This is a genomic window from Adlercreutzia mucosicola DSM 19490, assembly GCF_000422625.1.
Lineage (GTDB): Bacteria > Actinomycetota > Coriobacteriia > Coriobacteriales > Eggerthellaceae > Adlercreutzia > Adlercreutzia mucosicola.
Window position 1 is genome coordinate 423,344 of the sequence record NZ_KE383895.1, and the last position, 24,588, is coordinate 447,931.

A 24,588-nucleotide genomic window follows, 5' to 3' on the forward strand; every position below is an offset into this window, starting at 1 on the left:
TTCTGCGTTGGAGACGCGGGGCTGGCGGATACAATGGGGTTGTGAGAGACGCAAGTGAGAAGGGGTATGCCGTGAGCGTGCTGGACAAGATTTCGGTGAAGATGACGCGGCCCTATCGGGAGGAAGATCTGCCGGCCATGGTGGACATTTGGAACGCCGTGGTGACTGCCGGTCGGGCGTTTCCCCAGGAAGACCTGCTTGATGTGGATACGGCTCGGGAGTTTTTCGCCGCGCAGTCGCACACGGCCGTGGCCACCTTAGCGGGTCGTATCGTGGGGCTCTACATCCTGCATCCCAATAACGTGGGGCGCTGCGGGCATGTGGCTAACGCTAGCTACGCCGTGGCTGAGCGTCTGCGGGGCCACGGCCTGGGCCAGCTGCTGGTGGAAGACTCGCTGCGCCAAGCGGCCAAGCTGGGTTTCCGCGGTTTGCAATTCAACGCCGTGGTAGCGAGCAACGCGGGCGCCGTGGCCCTCTACGAGAAGCTCGGCTTCGGTCGCGTCGGCACCGTCCCGGGTGGCTTCCGTAATGTGGAGGGCGTCTACGAGGACATCCATCTGTACTACCGCCCCGTAGAATAGGGCGCGTAGGGCGCGTTGCGCGGCCACTCGTGCCCCATGGGCGAGGCAACGCCGGGTTCGAGCCCTCAGGGACGCTGCGCGGACGCCGCAGGCCCGAGCCCCGAGGGCGCCACGGGTGCGGCGGTCACGGTCGCGCCACGGGTGCGGGGCGCCCGCCCGAGGCCGCCGCTGGCCACGCGCCTATGGCAGGCGGCCGGCGCATCGGGCGAGGCGGTCACAGCGGCGCCACGGGTGCGGCGGCGCCTGAGGCATTATCCGCATCAACATGTCAGGTTCTCTTGATTCTATTCAGTCCGGGGGGGGGGCTTCTTCGGCATGTTTTGTGCAACAAACTCCGATAGGAAGACACCAGGAAAGCCACTGCGGCGGCGAGGCGCCCTCGCAGTTGGCAAAACCCCTGGTCAGTTTCTTCTCTTCGCGGGAATTCCCCCGAGTGGCCCGCCTTCCTCTTCGAAGAATGTCTACATATCGAAGTTTGTTGCGCAAATCGGAGGTTTTCGGAAACCAGATGCGAGTCCAAGTTGCCATACGGTGGGGCGTCCTGCGCCAAGGACGGCGCTTGTTGAAGAAGCTTGCGAGCAACGACGCTCCCAACGGTGGCCTTGGCATGCTGGATGGGGCCGCGCCGGCGCCCGTCGGCTGTTTCGCTTTCTGGCTGAGCGGAAAGTCCCTGATGGGCAGCGGTATTGTTCGGCAATCGGGTCATGAATAGAGGTTCGTTGGTTCCTTCAGGCCAAGAGGCCTGTCGTGGGTCGCATCCTTTATGCTGCCCTCATGAATGTGTATCCCAGTCATAGGTTCGGACTCGCGCTTTGGAGAAAGTGGTCGGCGAGCCACCCGGTTTCGCTCCGTGATTTTCACGAGTCAGGGCAGCGCGGCAAGCTTGATTTGCCCGCGCAACTGCTGCCATCGTCGTCGCGGATGAGGGCGTGCGCGTCTACTCGGGATGAGATTGCCCGGGCTCTGCACGGCCTGCCATGGGACATGAGCGAGTTTTGCGGCCAGGGGGCCGACGCGCCCTCGGCGCCGCTCGAAATTCTTGTGGGGAAGAGGCCCGGCACGCGGTCGACGGCGCGCATTCGCCGCCATCGGTGCCAGCTGAATCTTCCCCGCGGGGCGTTTCTCGAGATAGCGCCTGGTGTGTGGCTGTCGTCTCCCGAGTTGATTTTCGCTCAGATGGCCGGCAGTCTGGAGTTCGGGGAATTACTCGCCTTGGGATATGAATTGTGCGGCAGTTATCCCGTCACCCGTGGGGACGGTGTGCTCGTTCGTCGCCCCTTGACGACACCCGAGCGGTTGGTGGCGTTTCTTGGCCAGCTTGAAGATGCGCGACCGGTAAAGCTGGCGCGTTCAGCGGCGTTGCAGGTAAGGCGAAAGTCCGCGTCGGTTATGGAGACGGAAGTCGCCATCGTTTCTCTGACATCGCGACGGCGAGGAGGATTGGGATTGCCGGAGGGGCAGTTGAACGAGCCGCTGCGCCTAAGCGAGAAGGGCCGGCGCATTGCGCGCCAGAAAAGGATCGTGGGCGATTTGTGCTGGTGGGAGCGACGCGTAGTGGTCGAATACGACGGTCGCGCCAGCCATAGCGAAGAGGGATCGCGTATTCGCGACTCTCGGCGGCGCGATGCCTTGCAAGTCGAGGGCGTTGATGTGACGACGGTGACAGGGGCCCAGTTCGCCAATGTCTACGAGTTCTCCGAGCTCATGGCGGCTGTTTCCAAGAAGGTGGGGAAGCGCTTTCGCGGTTGGGCGCCCGGTCAGATTGAGCGGCACATGAAACTGCGTCGCGAGGTGCGCAAATTTCACAACGAGAACTTCGGGGGAGATTTCTGACGCCGGGCGAGGAGGGACTTTTGCGTTCTCGTTTGCGAAAGACGCCGTTTTGCGCAACAAACGCTGATAAGTAGACATGCGGAAGGGGAATTAGCGGTGCGCAGAAGGGCCAGCGCGGTGCGACTCGGCTCTGAACAGGGGTTTTGTCGGATACGAATTTTCATTGCTCCGGGAATGGCGGTCGCAGTGTCTACCTATCGGAGTTTGTTGCACGGAAGGTCTGGGTGAGGAAGGGGAGGGAGGCGTTTGGATGTCGTGGTCGTGTACTGGGGGCTCGGGGAAGAATCAAGAGCCGGGGGCCGGAGGCCGGGGGCCCGGGACCAGGGACCGGGGTCCGGGGGCCAAGAGACGAGGGCCAGGGGCCGGGGCCTGGTGCTTATCGTGGACGTTATGGCATCGCGTGCGAGGGGACTTGTCGCGTGCGAGGGTCGAGCGGGTGACATGGCTTGTCTGCGGGCATAAGAAAAGCGGCCCCTTGGGAGCCGCTTGCTGTTTCGTGGTGCCCGGGGCGGGATTTGAACCCGCACACCTTTCGGCAACGGTTTTTGAGACCGTCGTGTCTGCCGTTCCACCACCCGGGCGTATGCGCATCTACGCAGTATAGCGGAAACGCGGTGCGCCGTCGAGAAGAAACCGTCGAAGGCCCGCATGCCGGCGCCACGCGGGGTGGGGTTGGCTCGGCCACAGTGGTCTTCGACGCTGGATCGGCTGTGGCAGTCGCGGCTCACAGGCGCGAGGAAGTGCCGGGGCGGTCGTGGCGTTGACACGGTGCGCCGTCGCACGGTGCCAACGTGTGAGCGAGGTCCGCTAGGCTAATCCGCACCACAGCATGATCTTCGGCACGTAGCCCATGATGAAGATGATGATAATGAGCGTCGGCAGGCCGAAGGCAAGCCATCCGCGGGCCCAGCGGGGGAACTTCGCGCCCGTGCCCGTGTCGGCCTCGGCCAGGAAGTTCTTCCAGCCCCATCCCTTGCGGGACACGCAGAACACCACGTACAGGAGGCTGCCCAAAGGCAGCAGATTGTTCGACACGATGAAGTCCTCGATGGACTGGATGTCGCCGATGCCCGGCACGGTGACGCCGGCCAGCACGTTGAAGCCCAGCGCGCAGGGCAGGCTGAGCACGGTGACGAGGATGGCCGTGCGCTTGATGGCGTCGCGGCGGGAGAGGTCCCATTTCTCCATGGTGAAGGTGATGAGGTTCTCGAACACGGCGATGATGGTGGACAAGGCCGCGAAGCTCATGAACACGAAGAACAGGGTGCCCCACAGCTGGCCCAAGGGCATCTGGTTGAACACGTTGGGCAGGGTGACGAACACGAGCGAGGGGCCCTGGTCGGGGGCCACGGCGAAGGCGAAGCAGGCGGGGAAGATAATGAGGCCGGCGAGAATGGCTACGAGCGTGTCCAGGCCGCAGATACGCAGGGCCTCGCCGGTGAGCGAGTTCTGCTTGCCGATGCGGCTGCCGAAGACCTCCATGGCCGAGATGCCGAGCGACAGCGTGAAGAACGCCTGGCCCATGGCGGCGTACACGGCCTCGCCGAAGCCGCCGATGCCGCCGGCGAACATGCGCCCGAAGTCGGGGACGAGGTAGAAGGCCAGACCCTCGGCGGCGCCGGGCAGGGTGACCGAGCGGACGACCAGCAGGCCCATGACGCCGAGCAGGCAGATCATCATGATCTTGGTGATGCGCTCCACGCCCTTCTGCAGGCCGAAGCTGCATACGAAAAAGCCGATGACGATGACGGCGAGCATCCAGCCCACCATCTCGGAGGGGTTCGCCAGCATGGCGCCGAACACGCCGCCGACGCCCTCGGGGTCCAGCCCGTCGAAGGTGCCCGTGGCCATCTTGGCGGTGTAGGCGAGCATCCAGCCGCACACGGTGGTGTAGAACATCATGAGCAGCATGCAGCCGATGTAGGCCCACCAGCTGAACCAGTGCCAGCGGCGCGAGGGCTGCAGCTTGTCGAAGGCCAGGGCCGCCGAGCGCTGGGAGGCGCGGCCCACGGCGAACTCCATCACCATGACCGGCAGGCCTAAGACAACGAGGAAGACCAGGTACAGCAGGATGAATGCCGCGCCGCCGTACTCGCCGGCGATGTAGGGGAAGCGCCACACGTTGCCGAGGCCAATGGCGCAGCCGGCCGAGATGAGGATGAAGCCGAGGCGGCTGGCGAAGTGCTCGCGGTCGCCGCCGATGGGGGCGGATGAGGTGGCGTTGGGGGCCACCGTGGGGGTGGAAGCGGGTTCGGTTGCCATGGGAAACTCTCCTGGGTGGGTGGGGCAGCGGATGCTGCGGTGGTTCTGCGCTCTCTCTTGGCGCGTTTGTATGAAATTGCAGGGGCTATTGTAGCGGAAGGCACGCGGGCGATCGGCACTTTTCGCGGTCAAAGGCGGGAACGTAGGCAACGGCTTTGTGTCTGGCGGGTGGAAGGCGCCGCGGGTGGCCGCGCGGTGCGGCATAATGCAACCATGAACGATGTACTCACATATTTGGAAACCCAGCGGGCCCCTTTTGCCGAGGAGCCCTTCAACGCCGTGGACTCGGCGCTGCTGGCGCAGTTCTGCATGGCCCGGGGCGAGGGCGTGATGCCGCGCTTGGGTATGCTGGCGGCGGTGGAAGGTGCGGGGGAAGAGGCGGTCGACGAGGCTGAGGGCGGCCGTCGGGGGCGTCGCCGGCTGGCGGCGCTGCTGGGGCGGCTGCGGCGCGCGGGACGGCGCTCGAGCGATGCGCGGGCGGCTGCTGGTGGGGCTGCGGGCGCTGTCGGCGCGGTTGCCGGGGGAACCAGGGGCGGTTCGGGAGCGGCTGGGGTCTCTCGGGCGGCTGCCGGCGGGATGTCGAGTGCCGAGACGTTGGATCGGGCCGAGGTGGCTCAGGACGCGACGGCACCGCGCCATCCGGTGCGCTTCGCCGATCTGCTGCGATCCGAGCTGTTTCCCACTATGTTTTCCGGCATGCATCGGGCGCAGATGATCCAGCAGCTGTTTTGGATGGCGGCCAGCCCGCGCTTCCGCGAGCTGCTCATCTACGATCACGAGGCCGCCTTCGACGAGACGCAGGACCTGCAATTCGCCGCGACCACCTTCGTGTGCCCGGGGCGGTTCGCCTATGTGGGCTTTCGCGGCACCGACACGACGCTCACCGGATGGCGCGAGGACTTCAACATGGCCTACATGGTGCCCGTGCCGGCCCAGGATCTGGCATTGCGCTATTTGGAGGCGGTGGCCGCCGATCTGCGACTGCCCGAGCATCTGATCGTGGGCGGCCATTCCAAGGGCGGCAACTTGGCCGAGTACGCGGTGCTGAAGGCGCCGGCGGCGGTGCGGGAGCGCGTTGTGCATCTGTACAATCACGACGGTCCCGGCTTCATGCCCGGCACCTTCTCGGCGACCGATTACGCGCCGCTGGCGGGGCGCATGACCAAGCAGGTGCCGGCCGATTCCATGGTGGGCATCCTCATGGAGTCGGGTATGCCCACCGAAGTGGTGCAGGCGGCAGGCCGCGGCTTCGAACAGCATTCGGTGTATCGCTGGGACGTGGTGGCCGACGATGGGCGCTTCGCCACAGCGGCGGCGCTGCCCGAGCGCACCGAGCGGCGCGCCGAGGCCTTGGCCGTGTGGCTGGCCTCCATGGATGGCGACGATCGCGAGCGCATGGTGGACGCCCTGTTCAACGCGCTGAAGTCGGCAGGCGTCACCGATGCGGCCCAGCTGTTCGGCGGCGGTCGCGAGTGGGCCATCCTGCGCGACGGCGTGATGCGCGCTCCCGTATCGGACCGCACCACGATGTTGAACGCCCTACGCGGTCTCACTCGCGCCTTCAGCGACGTGACCGCCGCCCGCAACAACGCCCGAAGATCTGGAAAGAAGTAGCACGGCCCCCGAGGCCGACCTGCGAGACGATTGGCGGGGCGACCCCGAGGCCGGCCCCGAGGCCGACCTACAGGGCCGACCTGCGGGGACGATTAACGGGAGTGATTTGCGGGGCCGACCTGCGGGGCCGACCCGTAGAGGCGGCCTTCAGGCTGCCCGCTCAGCCGGTGCCATCCCGCACGTCCGACTAGCTTCCGAACGGGCTCAAGCCTGTCCCTACGGTGATGCGGCGCAGTTGCGTTGACTGCCGCCCGATGCCCACCGCTCGCAACGGTGCGGTCGCTCAAATCCAGTGGATGCGGGTTTCGTCGTAGCGGGTGGGGCCTGTGGGCTCGGGGCGATGATCGGGATGGCCCACGGCAATAAGCGCAAAGGGCTCCATGCCCCGAGGGCTGCCGAGCGCCACGGCCACGGCCGCCATGCGGTCGGGGTCGGGCGCGATACCGAGCCAGACGGCTCCCAGGCCGATGTTGGCCGCTTCCAGCAGGATGTTCTCCACGGCGGCGCTCATGTCCAGCGGCGTGCAGGGCGCAAAGCGCAGACCGCCGGTGCGGGCGCAGGCGACGATGACGCAGGGAGCGAGCTTGGCCGGCGCGGCATAGGGGCTCGTGGCGGCCAGGGCCATGCGCGTGGTCTCGTCGCGGGCGATGTAAAACTCCCAGGGCTGCTGGTTGCCCGCCGAGGGAGCGGCCATGGCGGCGCGCATGAGCCGCTCGATGTCGTCGATGGCCACAGGTTCGTCGGTGAACTGCCGCACGCTGCTCCGTTTGAAGATGGCGTTCATGAGGCTGCCTCGATCCTTTTCGCTGGTGGAGCGCGGCGGCAGGCGCTGCCAGGGCGCGGACCGCCGCGAGAACGCGCCGAGGGCGCGATGATCGCATCGGATTCCCACTCTAGCGACCGCGGGCCGCAGAAGGCGGCGAAGGCCCTTCCCATTACTGACCTGCGAACCCCTTGCTACGGAATCGAAAAGAAAAGGGCGACCCGAAGGTCGCCCGTGCATGAGACAGGAGCTGTGTCTGGCCCTTACAGGTCGCGTTGGTAGAGGTCCTCGTAAGTCTCGCGGCGGGTGACCACGCGCGACACGCCGTCGCGCACGAACACCACGGCGGGTCGCGGCTGGCCGTTGTAGTTGCTGGCCATGGTCATGTTGTAGGCGCCGGTGCCGAAGACGCACACGATGTCGCCCACATCGGCCTTCTGCAGCGGCATGTCCACCACCACGGCATCGCCGCTTTCGCAGTGCTTGCCGCACAGCGTGACGATCTCGGTGCGCGGCTGGGATGCCTTGTTGGCGATGGTGGGCTCGTAGTCGGCGTGGTAGAGTGCCGTGCGGATGTTGTCGGACATGCCGCCGTCGATGGCCACGTACTTGCGGATGCCCGGCAGCGTCTTCAGGATGCCCACGGTGTACAGGGTCACGCCGGCGTTGGCTACCAGGCTGCGGCCCGGTTCCACCAAAAGGCGCGGCAGCGTCAGACCGTGGCGCTCGCACAGGTCGCGCACGGCGGTGCAGGTGACCTCGGCGAAGTCGTCGATGGAGGAGGGGGCGTCGTCGGCCAGGTAGGCGATGCCGAGGCCGCCGCCCAAGTCCAGCTCCTCAATCTCGTAGCCGTAGCGCTCGCGGATGCGCGCCATGAACTCCACCATGACCGCTGCCGCCTCGCGGAAGGAGTGCAGGGCGAAGATCTGCGAGCCGATGTGGCAGTGCAGGCCCGCCAAGCGCACGTTTTCCGCTGCCAGCACGTCGGCGACGCAGGTGAAGGCGAAGTCCTCGCGCATGGTGAAGCCGAACTTGGAGTCCTCGCAGCCGGTGCGGATGTACTCGTGGGTGTCGGCCTCCACGCCGGGGGTGATGCGCATGTAGATGTCTTGCACCACGCCGAGGCGGCCGGCGATCTCGTTCACGCGGGCCAGCTCGATGCGGCTGTCCACCACGATGCGGCCCACGCCCGCTGCAATGGCCTCTTCCAGCTCGCGCGGCGTCTTGTTGTTCCCGTGCACGAACACGCGCTCCACGGGAAAGCCCACCGAGAGAGCGCAGGCCAGCTCTCCGCCGCCCGACACGTCCAGGCACAGCCCCTCGGCCTGGGCGATGCGCACCACTTCCTTGTTGAGGAAGGCCTTCGAGGCGTAAATGACGTCGGAGTTCTCGTAGCGGCTGCGGAAGGCCTCGCGGTAGGCTTCCATGCGGTGGCGCAGGTCGGCCTCGTCGAACACGTAGAGCGCCGTGCCCTCTTCGCGGGCCAGCTGAACCATGTCGACGCCGCCGATGAACAGGTGGTCGTCGCGCACTTCCGCGGTCTCGGGCAGTACGGCGCCCAGCTCCATGGTGGTGCGCAGGTCGGGCTTCTTGGTCAAGTCGGAGGCAGGCAGGGCCATGGTGAATCCTTTACTCTCGTTCAATGGTGGGCCCATGGTAGCAAGGGTTTATTTCCAGTGGGCAAAATCCGTGGGTATCCGTATGAGAATTCAGACCGAGTGGCGCGGAAATTCACGGCTGCGGCCGGACGCGGCGCCAGGGGTGCGGTGGCTGTGGTATATTCTCGTCAGTGAATAATACGGCCCCGTTGCTCGGCGCGGCGCGGCCGCAGCGAAAGGACCTATCATGGCAAAGACCGAACCTTCGGTGGACCAGTGGCTGGCCGAGGCCAAGGCCGATCCGGTGGCGGCCCAGTGCGGCATGTTCCTCACCCATAACGGCGTGGTGCGCATCACGCCGAAGCAGCAGGTGCGCGAAGGCGTGGAGGGCCTCGGCGAGGTAGTGGCCGTGGAGTTTTCCTACGACGCCGAGGGGCTCGCGGCGGCCGAGGCCGAGGCGCTCACTTGGCCCGGTGTGTACTACGTGCGCACCTGGCTGAACGAGGGTCGTTGCGAGGTGGGCGACTCGCTCATGTACGTGCTCATCGGAGCCGACATTCGCCCCAATTGCATCGACGCCCTGCAGAAGCTCGTTGGGCACATCAAAAACGAGCTCGTCGTGGAAAAGGAGATCTTCGCGTAGCATCGCGAAGCCTCAGACGGCCGTGAATTACGGCCCTCTCCCCTGAGCCGTCGCAGCTTTTGCGCCGTGCGCCCGTATAATCGTCCCCATCCGCAAGACTTCGCGCTCGGGAGAGGACGCAATATGGCAGTGAAGATCGGCTTGGTGGGCACCGGCACCGTGGGTGGCGGCTGCATCGATATCATCTTGAAGCACGGCGACGCCTTCCGCCGCCACTTCGGCATCGACCTGGAGCTGGCCCGCGTGTGCTCGCTCTCATCGGAAGAGGCCGAGGCCCACGGCGTGGGGCACCTGTTCACCGACAACTTCAACAACATCATCAACGACCCCGAGATCGACATCGTGGTGGAGCTCATCGGCGGCACCACCATCGCCCGCACCGTGGTGCTGAATGCCCTGGCGGCGGGGAAGAACGTGGTCACGGCCAACAAGGCGCTCATGGCCACCCATGGCAAGGAGGTCATGGATGCCGCGGCCGCCGCGGGCAAGGAGCTGGCCTTCGAGGCGTCCGTGGGCGGCGGCATTCCCATCATCGACCCGCTGAAGCACTCTCTCATCGCCAACGAGATCACCTCGGTCATGGGCATCGTGAACGGCACCACCAACTACATGCTCACCCGCATGGCCGACAACGGCCTGTCCTACGAGGATGCGCTGGCCGAGGCTCAGCAGAAGGGCTTCGCCGAGGCCGACCCCACGGCCGACGTGGGCGGGTTCGATGCGGCCGCCAAGATCGCCATTCTGGCCTCCATCGCCTTCAACTCGCGCGTGACCTTGGACGACGTGTTCACCGACGGCATCACCAACATCTCGCCCGTGGACATCGAGGCGGCTCGCGACATGGGCTACGTCATCAAGCTTCTGGCCATCGCCCATCGCCGCGAGGGCGGTGTGGACGTGCGTGTGCACCCCACTATGATCCCCACCAATCATCAGCTGGCCACGGTGAACGGCGTGTTCAACGCCATCTACGTGGTGGGCGACTTCGTGGGCGAGACCATGTTCTTCGGCGAAGGTGCCGGTGCCGGTGCGGCGGCCAGCGCGGTGATGGGCGATGTGCTGGAAGTGGCGCGTCACATTCAGCAGGGCGTGGCTCCCATCGTGGGCTGCACCTGCACCGATGAGCTGCCCATCCTGCCCATGGACGAGCTCGTTATGCGCTACTACCTGCGCTTCTCGGTGACTGATCGCCCCGGCGTCCTGGAGACCATGGCCGGCGTGTTCGCTCGTCACAACATCTCGGTGAAGTCCATCGTGCAGCGCGGCCGCTCGGGTGCCGAGCGGGTGGACCAGGTGGTGGTCACCCATCGCTGCAGCGAGCGCGACATTCGCGAGGCTTTGGCAGAGGCCCTCTCCCTGGACAACGTGGTGCTTGACACTCCCTCGGTCATCCGCGTGGAGGAGTAACTTGTTCCGTGCGCCCTGACGGGGCGCACGGGCCGCCCGACGTTGCGAGGCTCTGGCTCGTTTCATCTTCACCCTGGTTTTGCACGCGACGTTGGCCGAAGCCAACTTGGCGCAAAGGCGGGCGAATCTGCAACGGGCCAGAGCCTCTCGCTGACTTTGCCAGGAATGTGAGGTTGCAGAAAATGAGTGGTATCGGTGTTATCTTCGACTGCGATGGGACGCTCGTGGATTCCATGGGCGCGTGGCACGACGTGGACCGCACGCTGGCGGCCGAGGCGGGCATTACGCTGACCAAGGAAGACGCCGACGCTATCACCACCATGTCGCTGCCCGAAGCCTCCGCGTACCTGCACGAGCAGTGCGGTCTGGGGGCCAGCAGCGAGGACGTGCTCGCCCTCATCTTCGAGCGCATGCGCGCCTTCTACGCCAACGAGGTGGAAGCCCGGCCCGGCGCGTTCGCCTTCGTACAGGGCCTGCACGCGCGCGGCGTGCCCATGGCCGTGGCCTCCTCCACACCGCCCGACATGCTGGCTTGCTGCATCGAGCGCTGCGGGTTCGCGCCCTATATGAAGGCGGTCGTGTCCGTAGACGACCTGGGCACGAGCAAGCGCGAGCCGGCCGTGTACGATCATGCTCGCAGTTTCCTCGGCACCGATCGCGCCCACACCTGGGGTTTCGAAGACGCCGCCTATGCCCTGGACACCCTGCGGGCGGCGGGCTTTCGCACCGGCGCCATCTACGACAACGACATTTCCGGTTCGTGGGACGCCCTCGTCGCGCGCGCCGAACTGCTCATCCCCACCTGGGAAGACCTCACTGCCGAGACATTCCTCGACAAGGTGCGCGCCTAGGGCGATTCCGCAGGGGCGTGGTGTCGGGACGGCTTTCTTTTTCGGAAAGAGTCGCTGAAAGTGGCACTGAACTTCGAAAAGTTGACGCCGTCTGTTCGGAGTGCTGGGCTCTCTCTGAGCCATATCGCGCTCACCTGGGAAAACAGGGGTCACGGCAGCAGCGATAGCCACCGGACCGCGTAAAACCTGTCGCCGGCGTCAACTTTTCGCAATCCAGCGCCACTTTCGTCGAGATTTACTCGAAAACTCCCCGCCCCGGCCCCGGAAGCGGCATGCAGAAGTACGCCGCCGAACGTCGCCGAGCGCCGTCCCGAAAGCGACATTTCTGTAATGGGCGCGCAAGGGGGTGGTAAGTCAGGGCCGTCATAGTGGTCTCATCGAAATTATTCCGCACGAAGGCGGGGCGGCGAAAGAGATTGCCCCGTCGCACGGAAAGGAGATCCGCCATGATTACCATCGTCGCCGGAGCCGCTCTGTTCACCTTCGCCATCGCCGCTTTGGCCGGCTGCATCGGAGCCGCGGCTCTGTAGCAGAGCCTGCGGCACGTGAGATTTAAGCCCCCAGCTGGAAATCCCTGGCTGGGGGCTTTCATGTTCGGGCTCCTTTCCTCTCTGCACGCCCCATGTTAGCGAGCGTTGCGTGTTTGGGAGCGCAATTGCGGTAGGCTGGAAGGGACGGAAGGCGTGACAGGGGTCGGCTGCTTCGGCACGTTTTGACACGGTTGCCCGCTTTGGGGGGGCGGCGAACGAGACGCGCCGGGCGAAGGAGGGCCTATACTGAGGGGCAATCTGCGGAAGTTTCGCGAGGCGCGCGGGCTGTCGCAGCAGCAGCTGGCCATGGTCTGCGTGCTGGCGTTGGCGGGCGGCCTTGCGTACTTGCTGGGCACGCAGGCGAATCGGTTCGCCGAGGGGCTCGAGCAGGGGTTCCAACTTCAGGGAACGTGGAGGGTGCCCAGTGACGAAGGCCCCTTCACCACGGTGTCGTTCGGCTTTACCGACGCCGACGAAGGGGTGTGGCAGATTGCCGATTTTCTCGCGTACGGCGCCGCTGAACGGGTACTTCAAGGTGACTGCGGATCCCAATTTATATCTGCTGCACAACGAGCAGCATGAGGAGGTTGGCTGGGCGAATGTGGCCTTCACCAGCGCTATCGGTGGGAAGATCGACGGCTTGGCTTATGTGCAGCATGGTCCGACGTGCTACCAAGTGAAGCGCGTGGACGATTTCGTGACCCACTACGACAGGGATTTCGGGGGCCTTACCCAGACGCACCTGGATGACCCGGCGCGCTTTCGGGAAGAGGCGGAGGGTGCTTCCAATGGGGAAGCTGCGCCGGATGAGAGCTCGGCGAGCGACCCGGTTGAGGGTGCGGCCCCATCCAAGGTGTGGCTTGAGGAATGGCTCACCAAGTAACGTGTCGGCCGTTGGCGCGTCGTTGCGGGCAGAAATAGCCCATCAAGCGCGGAAAGCCGTCCCCGAGGGGCGGCTTTCTTGCTGCTGGAGAGCGCGTGGTGTCGCGCTGCTTTGCGCTGCGATTGCCGGCGGTTTCGCATCTCCGGTATTCGCCTGAGCCTTCAATGCGCTGCGTCTTTTTTGCGGCCAATCATCGAAAAAGTCAGCGATGACGAATTGGCTTATGTTAGTATTACTCGTTACGATTAATACTATTCAGAAAGGGGTTGAGCGTGAACCTGACGTTCAAGGGTTTTCTGCGTTGGTACTGTCGCGAACTAACGGGTTTAGAGACGGACAACCTGCGGAAACTCCGCGATTCAGTGGCGACGTCGATGCCAGCTGCTGCCGAGGCGCTCATGGTGTTCGCGGCTGTTCAGGACAAAGCGGGCTATCTGGCGACCATCAGCCAGGGAACGTGGATGGAATCCAGCTACGCCCAGATGGCCGAACAGCTGCGCGATCCCGAAGAGGTATCGTTTTACCTGCAGTCGCCCGAGGCGCCGCCCCGGTACCGGGCGGTGTGGAACGCCTACATTGCGAAGCGCTACGCCATCGCGGGCGAGCGCCGCATCATCGCGGGCATGCGCGAGAAAACGCTGCAAGCCATGGAGGGCCGCAACGTCACGGTCTACCGTCTCTGCAAGGATTTGGGCCTGAACAAGGGGAACATCTACGCCTTCCTCGGCAAAGGCGATGACACAAAAGTAAGCCAAGGCACCGCCCGCCGTATCCTCGAATACGCCTGCAAGGCCTCGTAGGAGGGCGGCAGGGAAGGAGGGGACGGCACCGGCCGGCGGCGACCAGCAGCGGGGCGCGACACAGAGGGGGCTGTGTCCCGCCCCGCGCTATCGAAAGAGGGGCACCCTCAAGTGGGGGCTAGCGGAGGGCCCGATCCGCGGCACTGCAAAGTTGCCCTCAAGCTGGCCGGCCGCGTTCACGGGGAGGGAAAGGGGCACGCTTTGTGCCGCTGCGGTGGGATTGCGGTTGTCGAAATGCCCATCAACCCTCACTGCTAGGCCGTGTTCCGGCTTCCGCCAGCGGGATCGTTGTGTCCTTGCGAGTACAAAGTAAGGTGTTAATTGCGCTGGCGTTGAAGGTGGTCGCTCAGGTAGGGGACGGCCATGGCCACGCGACCGCGCCCGGCGACCTGAATAATGCCCGCATCGATGAGGCGCTTCCGGTACTTCTGGGCGTAATCGGGAGTGACGCCCATGCGGTCGGCTATGGCCGCTATGCTGCTCTCGGCTCCCTCGACGGCGAGGGCCTCCAGGAACTTCACGTCCTTTTCGGAGAGCGCGGCCAAGGTGGTGCGGCACACGTCGTTCTCGAAGTCCTCCTGGGAGGTGCGCAAGGCGTCGGCCAGCGTCTCTGCGGTGACTGCGCCATCGGGTTCGGCATACTGCACGGTGTTGTGGCCAACGAGTTGCAGAAGATAGGGCGAGCCCGCCGTGAACGCGGAGGCGGTGCGTCGCAGGTCGCCATCGATAGAGAGACCGATCTTGCGGAACGAACGGGCGAGGAACGCGTCCACATCGCCGAGTGCGAGGGGTTCCAGCGCAATCTTGCGCGCACGATTCAGGAAGGTGAGCACCTTGTCGTTCAGGGTGGCGGAAACGGCGCCCGGCAATCCCGCCAGCACGATGGCGACGTTGAGCCCTTCTCCCACCAGCTCCTGATAGGTAATGATGAGTTGCTTCACTTCGGGCGTATTGGCCTGCAATTCGTCCACCAGGATGAGGGCGCCGCGGCCCTGCTTGGTCAGCGTGCGACAGAGTTGGGTCAGCTGGTGCTGAGGGCTGCCGGGCTCGTGGGCTTCGCGCTGCAGCTGAAGGCCGGCCGAGAAGCCGAGCACTCCCACACTGCCCCCGCTGATGCGGGTCTTGCCCTTCGAAGTGGCATCGGCGTCATCGATGATCTTTTCGACGATGCGCTCGAGCATAGATTCGGAGACGATGGTGGGGGTGGCGACCACGAAGTTCTGCTGGCGCATGCGGTCGGCCAGTTCCCAGAGGAGCACGGTTTTGCCCGATCCGCGCTGCCCGAGAAGAACAACCGCGCGCTCGCGGCTGCCAGGGGCAGAGGTGAGGCCGCCGATCAGCTGCTCCAGCATCTCGTCGCGCCCGACGAAGGAGGAGGGCCTGTTCCCGAAAGAGGGCGAGAAGATCATGTCGTTCATGGGCGCGCCCCTTTCCTTTCTTTCCTTAGTTTTCCTTTCTTTCCTATTTTTTCCTTTTTTTCCTTTTCGGTCAAGGGAGGGGTGTGGGAAGAACGAAAGGAGACGGCTTACGGGAGCCGCGCGGGCGGTTCCCACGCGGCTCCTGCGCTGCGCGGCCTCCCCGACAACTCCGAGGCGGGCAACCGTATCGTGACGGGGGCGTGCCAGGTTGGCAGATGCTGGGCGCGGTGGTCATCAATGGCCGCCGCGCCTTTCTATACTGACAGGGTGAATCACTGTCAGCAGGGAAGGGGGAGCCGTGAGCGCGCCGAAACCCGAGAACACCGAGCGTCCCGAGCGCGAAAAGCGCGTTGCCCGGGCCGTCCGCGCCGCTGAGGAGAAGGTGGCCGACACGGCGCGGGCGGCCGTGGCCTTCGAGCGGGCCGACCTCGCCGAGACCGAGCACGAGTGGCGCGAGCAGCTGCACAACGACGGCGCCGAACTGCGTGCCGATGTGGCTCGTGACAAGCAGAAAGTCGCTCAGGCGGTCGACGACTTGCGCCACCCCGAGCGCATCGCCGCTGCGGTGGAAGCGCGGGTGGAGCACGGCGCCGAGGAGGCGGCCTCGGCGGCCCGCGCCATTGAGCACCCCGGTGCGATCGTCGCCGATGCCGGGCGCGCCGCGGCCGCCAAGAAGGCCGCCTTCGACCGCACCACCGCCACCATTGCCGCCGAGTTCACCAGCCCCGCCGACGCGCGCAAGCTGCCCCGGGTGCTGAAGGCGTTCGGCGTGCTGCTGGCTCTGGTGTCCCTGGCGACGCTGCCGGGCATTGGCACGGCCATCTATCGCTCGGTGACGAGCGTGGAGGCCCACGGCCTGGGTACCGAGGGCGTCTCCACGGTGGTGGTGAACTTCCTGCACCTGGGCGTGCTGACGGCCCTGGCGCTGACGGCGGTCATCTTCGGCTACCGTCTCTTCCGCAACCAGCGGCGCTGGGCCGCCATCATCTCCTACGGGCTGTACGTGCTGCTGATCGCCGGGGTGCTGTGCTCCATCATGCTGCAGGGCATCACGCTGGATCTGGTGTTTTATCTGGTGGCCTTCGTGGTGACCATCGCGCTGCAAAGCTATCTGGACCCCTCGCTTCTGGAAGAGCGCCGGCGCCACCGCCAGCAGCGCGAGGCCGAGGAGCACGCCGAGGGCGAGGCCGGCACCCTGGGCCGCGATCTCACGGGCAAGGGCTACATCACGCTGAATTTCTTCAACCTGTTCTGGATCTTCGTGGTGGCCAGCGTCCTGGGGCTCATCATGGAAGAGGTGGTGCACTTTCTGTTCGTGGTGCCGGGCCAATGGCAGGATCGTGCAGGGCTTCTGTTCGGGCCGTTCTCGCCCATCTACGGGTGCGGCGCGGTGCTCATGACGGTGTTTCTCAATCGCTTCCACAAGAGCAACTGGCTCATCATCTTTCTGGTGGCCGCGGTCATCGGCGGTGGCTTCGAAGCGCTGACCAGCCTGTTCATGCAGTACGCCTACGGTGCGGTGGCCTGGGACTACTCCAACATGCCCGGGTCGCTGTTCGGCGGCCGCACCTGCTTGCCGTTCATGGCCTGCTGGGGACTGCTCGGCGTGGTATGGATCAAGCTGCTTTTGCCCTTCATGCTGCGGCTCGTGAATTTCATCCCATGGAACTGGCGCTACGGGCTGACCGTGGTGGCCGCCGTGTTCATGCTGGCCGACGCCGTGATGACCTTGCAGGCCCTGGACTGCTGGTACGAGCGTCTTTCGGGCAACAGGGTGGACACGCCCATCCAGCAGTTCTACGACCAGCACTTCGACAACGCGGCCATGGCCGACCGCTTCCAGTCCATGACCATCCACCCCGACGACGCGGTGCGCGGAAAATAGGGCGCTGATTCGCCTTCACAGAGAGAAAGAATGTCTTGCTGACCTGCGGCGGCCACGTTCCTCGGTTTTTCCGATGGCACTGGCTGGGTACTTCCTATAACGGGCACGGGCGCGTTGCCCCTATAATGGGCGAACCCCTCTATGAGATACAGAATCAGCAAAAGGAGCCCCCATGACCGAATCTATCGGAACCATCTGCGTGCAAGGCGGCTGGCGGCCCGGCGATGGCGAGCCGCGCCAGGTGCCCATCTATCAGAACACCACGTGGAAGTACGATACGAGCGAGCACATGGGGCGCCTGTTCGACCTGGAGGAGTCCGGCTACTTCTACACGCGCCTGGCCAACCCCACCAACGACGCGGTGGCCGCTAAGATCGCCGCGCTGGAGGGCGGCACGGCGGCCATGCTCACCTCGTCGGGCCAGGCGGCGAACTTCTTCGCCGTGTTCAACATCGCCGGCGCGGGCGATCACGTGGTGGCCTCCTCGGCCATCTACGGCGGCACCTACAACCTGTTTGCCCACACCATGGCCCGCATGGGGCTGGAATGCACCTTCGTGGACCCGCACTGCTCCGACGAGGAGCTGGCGGCGGCCTTCCGTCCCAACACCAAGTGCGTCTTCGGCGAGACCATCGCCAACCCGGCGCTGTCGGTGCTCGACATCGAGCGCTTCGCCGCGGCGGCCCACGACCACGGGGTGCCGCTCATCGTGGACAACACCTTCCCCACGCCGGTGCTGTGCCGCCCCATCGAGTGGGGCGCCGATATCGTGACGCATTCCACCACCAAGTACATGGACGGCCACGGCGCCTCCGTTGGCGGCGTCATCGTGGATGCGGGCACCTTCGACTGGAACGCCCACGCCGACAAGTTCCCCGGGCTCACCACGCCCGACGAGAGCTATCACGGCGTGGTGTACACCGAGCGCTTCGGGCTGGAAGGCGCATTCATCACCAAGGCCACGGCCCAGCTCATGCGCGATCTGGGGTCTATCCAGGCGCCGCAGAACGCCTTCCTCATCAACTTGGGTCTGGAGAGCCTGCATCTGCGCATGGCCCGGCACGCTGCCAACGGCCGCGCGGTGGCCGAACATTTGGCGGCTCACCCGAAGGTGGCCTGGGTGCGCCATCCGTCGCTTGCGGGCGATAGCGAGTACGCCCTGGCCGAGAAGTACCTGCCCGAGGGCAGCTGCGGCGTGGTGAGCTTCGGTGTGGCTGGGGGCCGTGCCGCGGCCGAGACCTTCATGGCGAACCTGAAGCTGGCCCAAATTGCCACCCACGTGGCCGATGCGCGCACCTGCGTGCTGCACCCGGCCAACGCTACTCATCGCCAGATGAACGACGCCGAGCTGGAAGCGGCCGGCATCACCCCCGATCTCATCCGCCTGTCCTGCGGCATCGAGGACGCCGCCGACCTCATCGCCGACATCGATCAGGCCCTGGCCGCCGTAGAGTAGGAGCCCGCCATGCCCATTCGCATTCCCGACGCCCTGCCGGCCACCGCTGCCTTGGAGAGCGAGAACATCTTCGTGATGACGGAGCATCGCGCCATGCACCAGGACATTCGTCCGCTGCAGCTGCTGTTGCTGAACCTCATGCCCACCAAGATCACCACCGAGACCCAGATTCTGCGGAAGCTGTCGAACACGCCGCTGCAGGTGGAAGTGGAGTTGCTGCAGATGGCCACCCACGCGGCCAAGAACACGGCTGCCGACCACCTGGAGGCCTTCTACACCACCTTCGACGCTGTGCGCAACCGCCACTTCGACGGCCTCATCATCACGGGCGCGCCGGTGGAGAAGCTGGAGTTCGAAGAGGTGGACTACTGGCCCGAGCTGTGCGCCATCATGGAGTGGTCGAAGACCCACGTGCATTCCACGTTCCATATTTGCTGGGGTGCCCAGGCGGGCATCTACTACCACTACGGGGTGCCCAAGCACGCGCTGCCCGAGAAGGCGTTCGGCGTGTTCTCCCACGATCTGGTGAAACGCACCTCGCCCCTCGTGCGCGGGTTCGACGATCGGTTCTGGGCGCCCCATTCTCGCTTCACCGAGGTGCGGGCGACCGATATCGAGACCCATCCCGACCTGGAGTTGATCGCGGTGTCCGACGAGGCGGGGGTCTACGTGGCGAAGTCCACCGATTCGTCGAACTTCTTCGTGTTCGGGCATCCCGAGTACGATCGCGAGACGTTGCGGGCCGAGTACGATCGCGACGTGGCCCGCGGCGAGGCCCGGGCGCTGCCGGCCCATTACTTTCCCGGCGACGACCCTGCGGCCGCGCCTGAGGCCACGTGGTTTTCCCATGCCCAGCTGCTGTACACTAACTGGCTGAACTACTATGTGTACCAGACGACTCCCTACGATATCACCCGCGCTGGCGAGAAGGAAGGTGCCGACGAGCATGGCCATCGATCCGAAGCATGACCCCCACGCCCATTTCGTGGTGAAGCCCTTGCCGAGCCAGGTGGGGAAGGCGGCCAGGGCGGGCGCGCGTGCGGATGCGCGCCCGGGTGCTGCGGAGATGTCGTGCCCGGCCGACCCCTTCCTGCGGGCCGCTAATGAGGATGACGACGGCTATGATCCCTATTCCGATCGGCCCGCCCGGCCCGAGCCGTTCTTCCAGGAGGACCCTTGGGCCTAAGCGGCTGAGATACTTCGCCCGCGCCCCTTTACGGAAATTGTGCAACCTGTCAAAATCGCCTTGAAGACTGGGCGCATGAGAGCAGGGGGAGCGCGATGGACGTGAAGGCGGCCGAGAAGGTGCCGGCGGCGGGAGAAAGCCACGTGCTGCGCGGCATCGTGTTCGCAGCACTCGGCGGCATCTGCTGGGGATTTTCCGGCAACTGCGCCCAAATGCTCACGGCTGAGCTGGGCGTGCCGGTCATGTGGATCACCGCTGTGCGCCTGACGGTGGCCGCCGTCATCTTTTTGGCCATCTGCCTGGTGCGCGAGCCGCGTCATCTGCTGGCGGCCCTGCGCGACGGGCGCAGCCTGGCCTATATCGCCGGGTTCGCTATTCTGGGCGTGCTGCTCACGCAGGTGAGTTACCTCTCGGCTATCGCCTACACCAACGCCGGCACGGGCACCGTGCTCGAGCGCACGGGGCTCGTGCTCATCATGGGCTATGTGTGCCTGCGCACCCGCCGTCTGCCGCGTCCGCGCGAGGCGGCGGGGCTTGTGCTCGCCATCGGCGGCACCGTGCTCATCGCCACCCAGGGCGACTTCTCGCGGCTGGCCATCGCGCCGGCAGGTCTCGGCTGGGGCCTTGTGTCGGCGGTGGCGCTGGCCTTCTACACGCTGATGCCCGGCAAGCCCCTGGCGAAGTGGGGCAGCTTCATCGTGACGGGGCTGGCCATGGCCATGGGCGGCACGGTGGCCATGGCCGGCGTGCAACCGTGGACCCTCGGCGTGGAGGTGACGCCGGCGGTGGTGGGCGTCATGGCGCTCATGGTGCTCGTGGGCACGTTCGCGGCCTACCTGTTCTACCTCCAGGGCATTACCGATGCGGGCCCGGTGCGTGCCGGTTTGGTCGGGTGCGTGGAACCGGTGTCGGCCACCATCATCTCGGCGGCGTGGCTCGGCACCGCGGTCACGCCGATGGACGTGCTCGGCTGCGCCATGATCGTGGTGATGGTGTTCCTCGTCACCGACCGGGGCGGCGAGGGCGACGACGATCATGCTGCGGAAGGCGGCACGGGCGCGGCGCCAAGCCGCTACGACGGCGCTCGCGGCAACGTGCCCGTGTTCCAGGGGCGCGCGAGCGAGCTGGGCTATTACGCGGCCCGGGTGGCCACGCGCGAGGATATGCCACTGCTGCAGCAGCTTCTGGCCGACGGGCGCCGCACCATGGCGAAACTCGGCGTGAAGGAGGGCACGAAGCGCTACCCCTCGTCGCGCCGCCTCTTGCGCGCTGTGGATGCCGGCAGTGTGTACGTGGTGGTGAGCAATCCCGCCTGGCTCGGCGTGGAGGCCCGCGAGTCGGAGGAGGCGCCGGCGGCCGGGAACCTTTCCGCCGAAGACACCACGGCGGTCGCGTGCCTTTCCGCTGAGGATGCTGCGGAAGGTTGCGGGGATGGCCCCGCGGGGAAGGTCGGCGAGAGCCGCATCATCGCCATGTTCGACGTGGATGTGGAAGGCGACGCGGCCTACGAGCGCGGCCGCGGTCTTACCTGGATCACCGAAGGTGACGGCAACTACGGGGCGCTGCACTGGGTGAACGTGGCGCCGTCGGCGCGCCGCTTGGGCGTGGGCGCCTACATCCTGGGAACCGCCCAGCGCATCGCCCGCGACGCCGGCTGCCACAACCTGTGCTGCGATGTGTACGAGGCCAACGCCCCCATGCGCAACTTGCTTGCCCGCGAGGGTTGGACCGTCGCCGGCACCATCGCCCTGCGCGACTGGCACGGCCATGAGTCCCACCGCCTCATCTACGAGAAGCTCTACTGGTAGGGCTGTTTTTCGGAGCGGCGCCGGCATTACGGCTGTCGGGTGTCTACCGCAGCGCGGCGCCCCGTTGCCGGTATCGAATGCCGCCGCTCTCGGCGGCGGCCCTACAGGTTGTCGGTGTCCAGGCAGAGGGTGAAGGGGCCGCGGTTCACCAGGCTCACGTCCATCATGGCGCCAAAGACGCCGGTGTCCACGTGGGGCACGTCGCGCCGGGCGAGGGAGACGAAGTGCTCGTAGAGCCGCTCGGCCTCGGCGGGCGCGGCGGCGTCGGTGAAGGAGGGGCGGTTGCCCTTCCGGCAGTTGGCGAAGAGCGTGAACTGGCTGACCACGAGCACCTCGCCTCCCACGTCGGCTAAGCTCAGATTGGTCTTGCCGCTCTCGTCTTCGAACACGCGCATCTTGCGGATCTTCTCCCAGAGCCGCTGTGCCTGGGCCTCGTCGTCGCCGTGGCCCACGCCCAGAAGGATCAGGTATCCGCGCCCGATGCGACCGACGACGTTCCCTTCCACGCTCACGCTGGCTTCGCTCACACACTGTACAACAGCTCGCATAGGGATTCCTTTCGGGGCAGACGGTCTTTACGGGACGGGATGCACGTGGCGCCCCGGTTCTTTATAGAGCAGAGGCCGTCCCGCGTCAACGCGAGGGGGGCCGGCATCCGGCGAGGGTGAGTGACTCACTCGAGAATAGAAGTGACTATATGACTAGTTACTTAGTCAAAAAGGTGGTAGAATCAGTCGTATAGAATCAACTCTGGAAGGGGGTTCCGTGGCAGCGAGTATTGCCCTGGCAGAGGCGAAGGCGAACCTCTCCTCCGTTGTACGGCGCGTGGACGAAACGGGGGCGGAGTTCGTGGTGACGGTGAGAAACCGGCCCTGCGCTATGATCGTGCCCATTCCCAAGCCGGCGCCACGGCAGTTGAGAGCGGCGGGGGCCCTGGCCGGAAAGCGGCCGGTTGCATCGCGCGAGGCCGAGAGGGCCGCGTATCGGCAGGTGTTGGAGGCCAAGTATGCCGACCTTCCTTGATACGAACTGCCTTCTGCGTTACCTGCTCGCCGATGTCGAAGACCAATTCGAGGCGGTGCGCCTTTGCGTGGAGCAGGGTGCGTGCACGGCGCCCGAGTTCATAGCGGAATGCGTGTACGTGCTCGGCGGCTCAGTCTATGGCTTCGACCGGGCCGATGTGGCGAACACCATGGGCTTCCTTCTCGACGACGTCGCCTGCGAGCACGAGGCCGCCATGCGCTACGCTCTTGGGCTCTACCGGGATCACAGCCTCGATTTCGCTGACTGCATCCTCGCCGCCCGCTCGGTGGTTGAGGGGGCTCAAGTTCTCACCTTCGACAAGAAGCTCAACCGCTTGCTGGAAAACCTGTCCTAGAAGAAGATCATCAGCATGCCCAGGGCCAGGCCGACCATGACGGCGAAGGCGGGCAGCTTGCTGCGGTAGATGAGGTAGCTCTCGGGCATGATCTCGCCGAACACCACATATAGCATGGCGCCCGAGGCGAAGCCGAGGGACAGGGTGAGGCCCAAAGGCCCGATGTCGCCCAGCCAGAAACCGAGCCACGCACCGAGCACCGTGGGTAGGCCGCAGGCCGCCGTGAGCAGGGTGGCCTTCACGCGGCTCGTGCCGCCAGAGATGAGCGGCACGGCCACGGCCATGCCCTCGGGAATGTTGTGCAGGCCGATGAGCACGGCCATGATCATGCCGGTGCCCCACATAAGGTCGCTCGACACGGCGAAGCTTGCGCCGATGGTCATGCCCTCGGGAATGTTGTGCAGCGCGATGGCGCAGGCCATGACCACGCCAGCCACGAACAGCGACAGCCGCGAATCGTTGTGGCGCTTGTGCATGTTCAGGTGGTCGGCGTGTACCAGCTCGTCGATATTGTCGTGGGTGTCGGGGTGCGCGGCGTCGGCGGTATGCGATACCTCGGCCCGCGTCTTGCGGTCGATGAGGTGGTTCAGCAAATACACCACGGCCACGCCCAAGGCCACGGCGAAGATAACCAGCAGCACGCCGTGCTCGACCACCTGGTTGGCGGCCTCCTCAGCCTCGGCCAGCAGGTCGAAGCACACCATGGCGGTCATCACACCGCCGGCGAAGGCCAAAAGCAGGCTGATGGTGCGGTTGGACTCGCTCTTGAACAGGGCGCCGATGAGGCCTCCGAGCCCTGTGCCTCCCGCGCCGGAAATCAGCGTGACCAATGTGATGAACGCGAACGGCGACATTGCTTCCATAGTATGCAGGCTTCCTTACACCTCAAGGTTTCACACAGCGCCGCCTATTGTGCTTCAATCCACGCCCGCGCGGAAGCGCCTCCTGCCCAAACGTTAGTCGGAGGTAACATTTCCCACGGCAACGGTGCGCGCACGAACGGGCTGCCGGCGGGAGGGCGAAGTCGCCAGGGGATATAATAGATGGCGGGTCGCCCATTCCGGGGCGCTCGACAAGAGAAGGAGGCTGGCTGTGAGCGAGGGAAAATCGGAGCGGAGAGGTCTTCTGTGGTGGATCGAGCACGAGAACACCAATGCGTTCTGGAGTGCGAGAAACCCCTGGATCGTCATCGCACTTGCCGGGACGGCGATCATTGTGCTCTGCATGGTCGGGATGCATTTCTGGGGCGTGCCTCACGGGGTGGCAGATGTGACGGTAAATCGAACTCCGCAAAGCAAGCGTTTGACCTGCGGAAACTAGCAGTCATTGGCTATTTATTGGCTAGAGCTTATTTTCATCTCACGTTGACAACGTATAGGGTATACCGTATAATATCACCTGTAAGGCGGCAACGAGATAAGAAAGGAGGGGCCATGAGCGTGACGGTAAGGATTTGGCGATTCTCAGTCACTTTGGCGCTGAGGGTCAGGCTACTGAGGTAGCAGCCAAGGGGGAGCCGAAAGGCTCCCCCCCCCCGACCACCATGGCCCCTCGCCGAAGGGAGTATACCATGCCGAGCGAGGCCCAGAAGCGCGCGAGCGCGAAGTACAACAGGGAGAAGATGGCGCAGCGCGTGGTGCGCTTCAGCCCGAGGGAGGCCGATCTGCTGGCCCACCTGGACGCTCAGCCGAA

23 protein-coding genes and 1 tRNA gene are annotated in these 24,588 nt (G+C 65.3%); 17 read left to right on the forward strand and 7 right to left on the reverse strand.

Annotated elements, in window-relative coordinates; translation table 11 throughout:
• The first annotated feature begins 71 nt into the window (after positions 1–71).
• The 3 genes from G503_RS0112645 to G503_RS15815 all read left to right on the forward strand — a co-directional run bounded on the left by G503_RS0112645 (position 72) and on the right by G503_RS15815 (position 2,414).
• Positions 72–581: a GNAT family N-acetyltransferase gene (locus G503_RS0112645; protein ID WP_235715570.1), complete on the forward strand. Its 510-nt coding sequence runs from the start codon at positions 72–74 to the stop codon at positions 579–581.
• A gap of 559 nt (positions 582–1,140) precedes the next feature.
• Positions 1,141–1,293, forward strand: a complete 153-nt coding sequence (locus G503_RS16445; RefSeq protein ID WP_156892022.1) for a hypothetical protein — start codon at positions 1,141–1,143, stop codon at positions 1,291–1,293.
• A gap of 35 nt (positions 1,294–1,328) precedes the next feature.
• Positions 1,329–2,414 carry a hypothetical protein gene (locus G503_RS15815; protein ID WP_051191289.1) on the forward strand — a complete coding sequence of 362 codons (1,086 nt, stop codon included), beginning with the start codon at positions 1,329–1,331 and terminating at the stop codon, positions 2,412–2,414.
• 497 nt (positions 2,415–2,911) lie between these two features.
• Here G503_RS15815 and G503_RS0112660 read toward each other — a convergent pair.
• A tRNA-Leu gene (locus G503_RS0112660) sits at positions 2,912–2,995 on the reverse strand.
• 226 nt (positions 2,996–3,221) lie between these two features.
• Complete coding sequence (locus G503_RS0112665) at positions 3,222–4,676, reverse strand: sodium-dependent transporter (protein ID WP_084636655.1); 1,455 nt, start codon at positions 4,674–4,676, stop codon at positions 3,222–3,224.
• A gap of 213 nt (positions 4,677–4,889) precedes the next feature.
• Between G503_RS0112665 and G503_RS15820 the strand changes: the two genes are divergently transcribed.
• The gene (locus tag G503_RS15820) at positions 4,890–6,290 is read left to right on the forward strand and encodes an Mbeg1-like protein (RefSeq protein WP_156892023.1); all 1,401 of its coding nucleotides are present in this window, start codon (positions 4,890–4,892) and stop codon (positions 6,288–6,290) included.
• A gap of 283 nt (positions 6,291–6,573) precedes the next feature.
• On the opposite strand, the gene G503_RS0112675 is transcribed toward G503_RS15820, so the two are convergent.
• Both G503_RS0112675 and lysA read right to left on the reverse strand, forming a co-directional pair.
• Positions 6,574–7,074 (reverse strand): nitroreductase family protein, encoded by a 501-nt coding sequence (locus G503_RS0112675; protein ID WP_028027846.1) that lies wholly within the window; start codon positions 7,072–7,074, stop codon positions 6,574–6,576.
• A 242-nt stretch (positions 7,075–7,316) separates the two neighbouring features.
• Positions 7,317–8,672 carry a diaminopimelate decarboxylase gene (gene lysA, locus G503_RS0112680; RefSeq protein WP_028027847.1) on the reverse strand — a complete coding sequence of 452 codons (1,356 nt, stop codon included), beginning with the start codon at positions 8,670–8,672 and terminating at the stop codon, positions 7,317–7,319.
• A 226-nt stretch (positions 8,673–8,898) separates the two neighbouring features.
• Here lysA and G503_RS0112685 point away from each other — a divergent pair, with 226 nt between their 5' ends.
• The 5 genes from G503_RS0112685 (at position 8,899) to G503_RS15325 (ending at position 13,765) form a co-directional block, all read left to right on the forward strand.
• Entirely contained in the window at positions 8,899–9,294 is a 396-nt protein-coding gene (locus G503_RS0112685; RefSeq protein ID WP_028027848.1) for a molybdenum cofactor biosynthesis protein MoaE, read from the forward strand.
• 123 nt (positions 9,295–9,417) lie between these two features.
• Positions 9,418–10,701: a homoserine dehydrogenase gene (locus G503_RS0112690; protein WP_028027849.1), complete on the forward strand. Its 1,284-nt coding sequence runs from the start codon at positions 9,418–9,420 to the stop codon at positions 10,699–10,701.
• 182 nt (positions 10,702–10,883) lie between these two features.
• Complete coding sequence (locus tag G503_RS0112695) at positions 10,884–11,552, forward strand: HAD family hydrolase (protein WP_035023120.1); 669 nt, start codon at positions 10,884–10,886, stop codon at positions 11,550–11,552.
• Positions 11,553–12,572: 1,020 nt separating this feature from the next.
• On the forward strand, positions 12,573–12,965 hold the full coding sequence (locus tag G503_RS0112710; RefSeq protein WP_156892024.1) for a hypothetical protein: 393 nt from the start codon (positions 12,573–12,575) through the stop codon (positions 12,963–12,965).
• A 272-nt stretch (positions 12,966–13,237) separates the two neighbouring features.
• Entirely contained in the window at positions 13,238–13,765 is a 528-nt protein-coding gene (locus G503_RS15325; protein WP_028027853.1) for a hypothetical protein, read from the forward strand.
• Between the two features lie 317 nt (positions 13,766–14,082).
• Here G503_RS15325 and G503_RS0112720 read toward each other — a convergent pair whose 3' ends face one another.
• Positions 14,083–15,183 carry an AAA family ATPase gene (locus G503_RS0112720; RefSeq protein ID WP_028027854.1) on the reverse strand — a complete coding sequence of 367 codons (1,101 nt, stop codon included), beginning with the start codon at positions 15,181–15,183 and terminating at the stop codon, positions 14,083–14,085.
• A 298-nt stretch (positions 15,184–15,481) separates the two neighbouring features.
• Here G503_RS0112720 and G503_RS0112725 point away from each other — a divergent pair, with 298 nt between their 5' ends.
• The 5 genes from G503_RS0112725 to G503_RS0112745 all read left to right on the forward strand — a co-directional run bounded on the left by G503_RS0112725 (position 15,482) and on the right by G503_RS0112745 (position 21,518).
• Positions 15,482–17,068: a putative ABC transporter permease gene (locus G503_RS0112725; protein ID WP_235715571.1), complete on the forward strand. Its 1,587-nt coding sequence runs from the start codon at positions 15,482–15,484 to the stop codon at positions 17,066–17,068.
• A 172-nt stretch (positions 17,069–17,240) separates the two neighbouring features.
• The gene (locus G503_RS0112730; RefSeq protein WP_028027856.1) at positions 17,241–18,524 is read left to right on the forward strand and encodes an O-acetylhomoserine aminocarboxypropyltransferase/cysteine synthase family protein; all 1,284 of its coding nucleotides are present in this window, start codon (positions 17,241–17,243) and stop codon (positions 18,522–18,524) included.
• Between the two features lie 9 nt (positions 18,525–18,533).
• Positions 18,534–19,493, forward strand: coding sequence for a homoserine O-acetyltransferase MetA (gene metA, locus G503_RS0112735; RefSeq protein ID WP_028027857.1), 960 nt, complete (start codon positions 18,534–18,536; stop codon positions 19,491–19,493).
• The gene (locus G503_RS0112740; protein WP_051191292.1) at positions 19,471–19,710 is read left to right on the forward strand and encodes a hypothetical protein; all 240 of its coding nucleotides are present in this window, start codon (positions 19,471–19,473) and stop codon (positions 19,708–19,710) included. The genes metA and G503_RS0112740 overlap by 23 nt, the downstream gene beginning before the upstream one ends.
• A gap of 95 nt (positions 19,711–19,805) precedes the next feature.
• Positions 19,806–21,518, forward strand: coding sequence for a GNAT family N-acetyltransferase (locus G503_RS0112745; RefSeq protein ID WP_028027859.1), 1,713 nt, complete (start codon positions 19,806–19,808; stop codon positions 21,516–21,518).
• Between the two features lie 101 nt (positions 21,519–21,619).
• Here the strand turns inward: G503_RS0112745 and dtd are convergent, their stop codons facing one another.
• Complete coding sequence (gene dtd, locus G503_RS0112750; RefSeq protein ID WP_028027860.1) at positions 21,620–22,066, reverse strand: D-aminoacyl-tRNA deacylase; 447 nt, start codon at positions 22,064–22,066, stop codon at positions 21,620–21,622.
• A gap of 217 nt (positions 22,067–22,283) precedes the next feature.
• On the opposite strand from dtd, the gene G503_RS0112755 reads away from it, so the two are divergent.
• Positions 22,284–22,541, forward strand: a complete 258-nt coding sequence (locus G503_RS0112755; protein WP_028027861.1) for a type II toxin-antitoxin system Phd/YefM family antitoxin — start codon at positions 22,284–22,286, stop codon at positions 22,539–22,541.
• Complete coding sequence (locus G503_RS0112760) at positions 22,525–22,896, forward strand: PIN domain-containing protein (protein WP_028027862.1); 372 nt, start codon at positions 22,525–22,527, stop codon at positions 22,894–22,896. Before G503_RS0112755 ends, G503_RS0112760 begins: the two co-directional genes overlap by 17 nt.
• Here G503_RS0112760 and G503_RS0112765 read toward each other — a convergent pair.
• A complete protein-coding gene (locus tag G503_RS0112765) occupies positions 22,893–23,759 on the reverse strand; it encodes a ZIP family metal transporter (protein ID WP_235715572.1) in 867 nt (288 codons plus the stop codon). The genes G503_RS0112760 and G503_RS0112765 overlap by 4 nt on opposite strands.
• 229 nt (positions 23,760–23,988) lie before the next feature.
• On the opposite strand from G503_RS0112765, the gene G503_RS0112770 reads away from it, so the two are divergent.
• The gene (locus G503_RS0112770) at positions 23,989–24,216 is read left to right on the forward strand and encodes a hypothetical protein (protein WP_028027864.1); all 228 of its coding nucleotides are present in this window, start codon (positions 23,989–23,991) and stop codon (positions 24,214–24,216) included.
• Positions 24,217–24,588 lie beyond the last annotated feature (372 nt).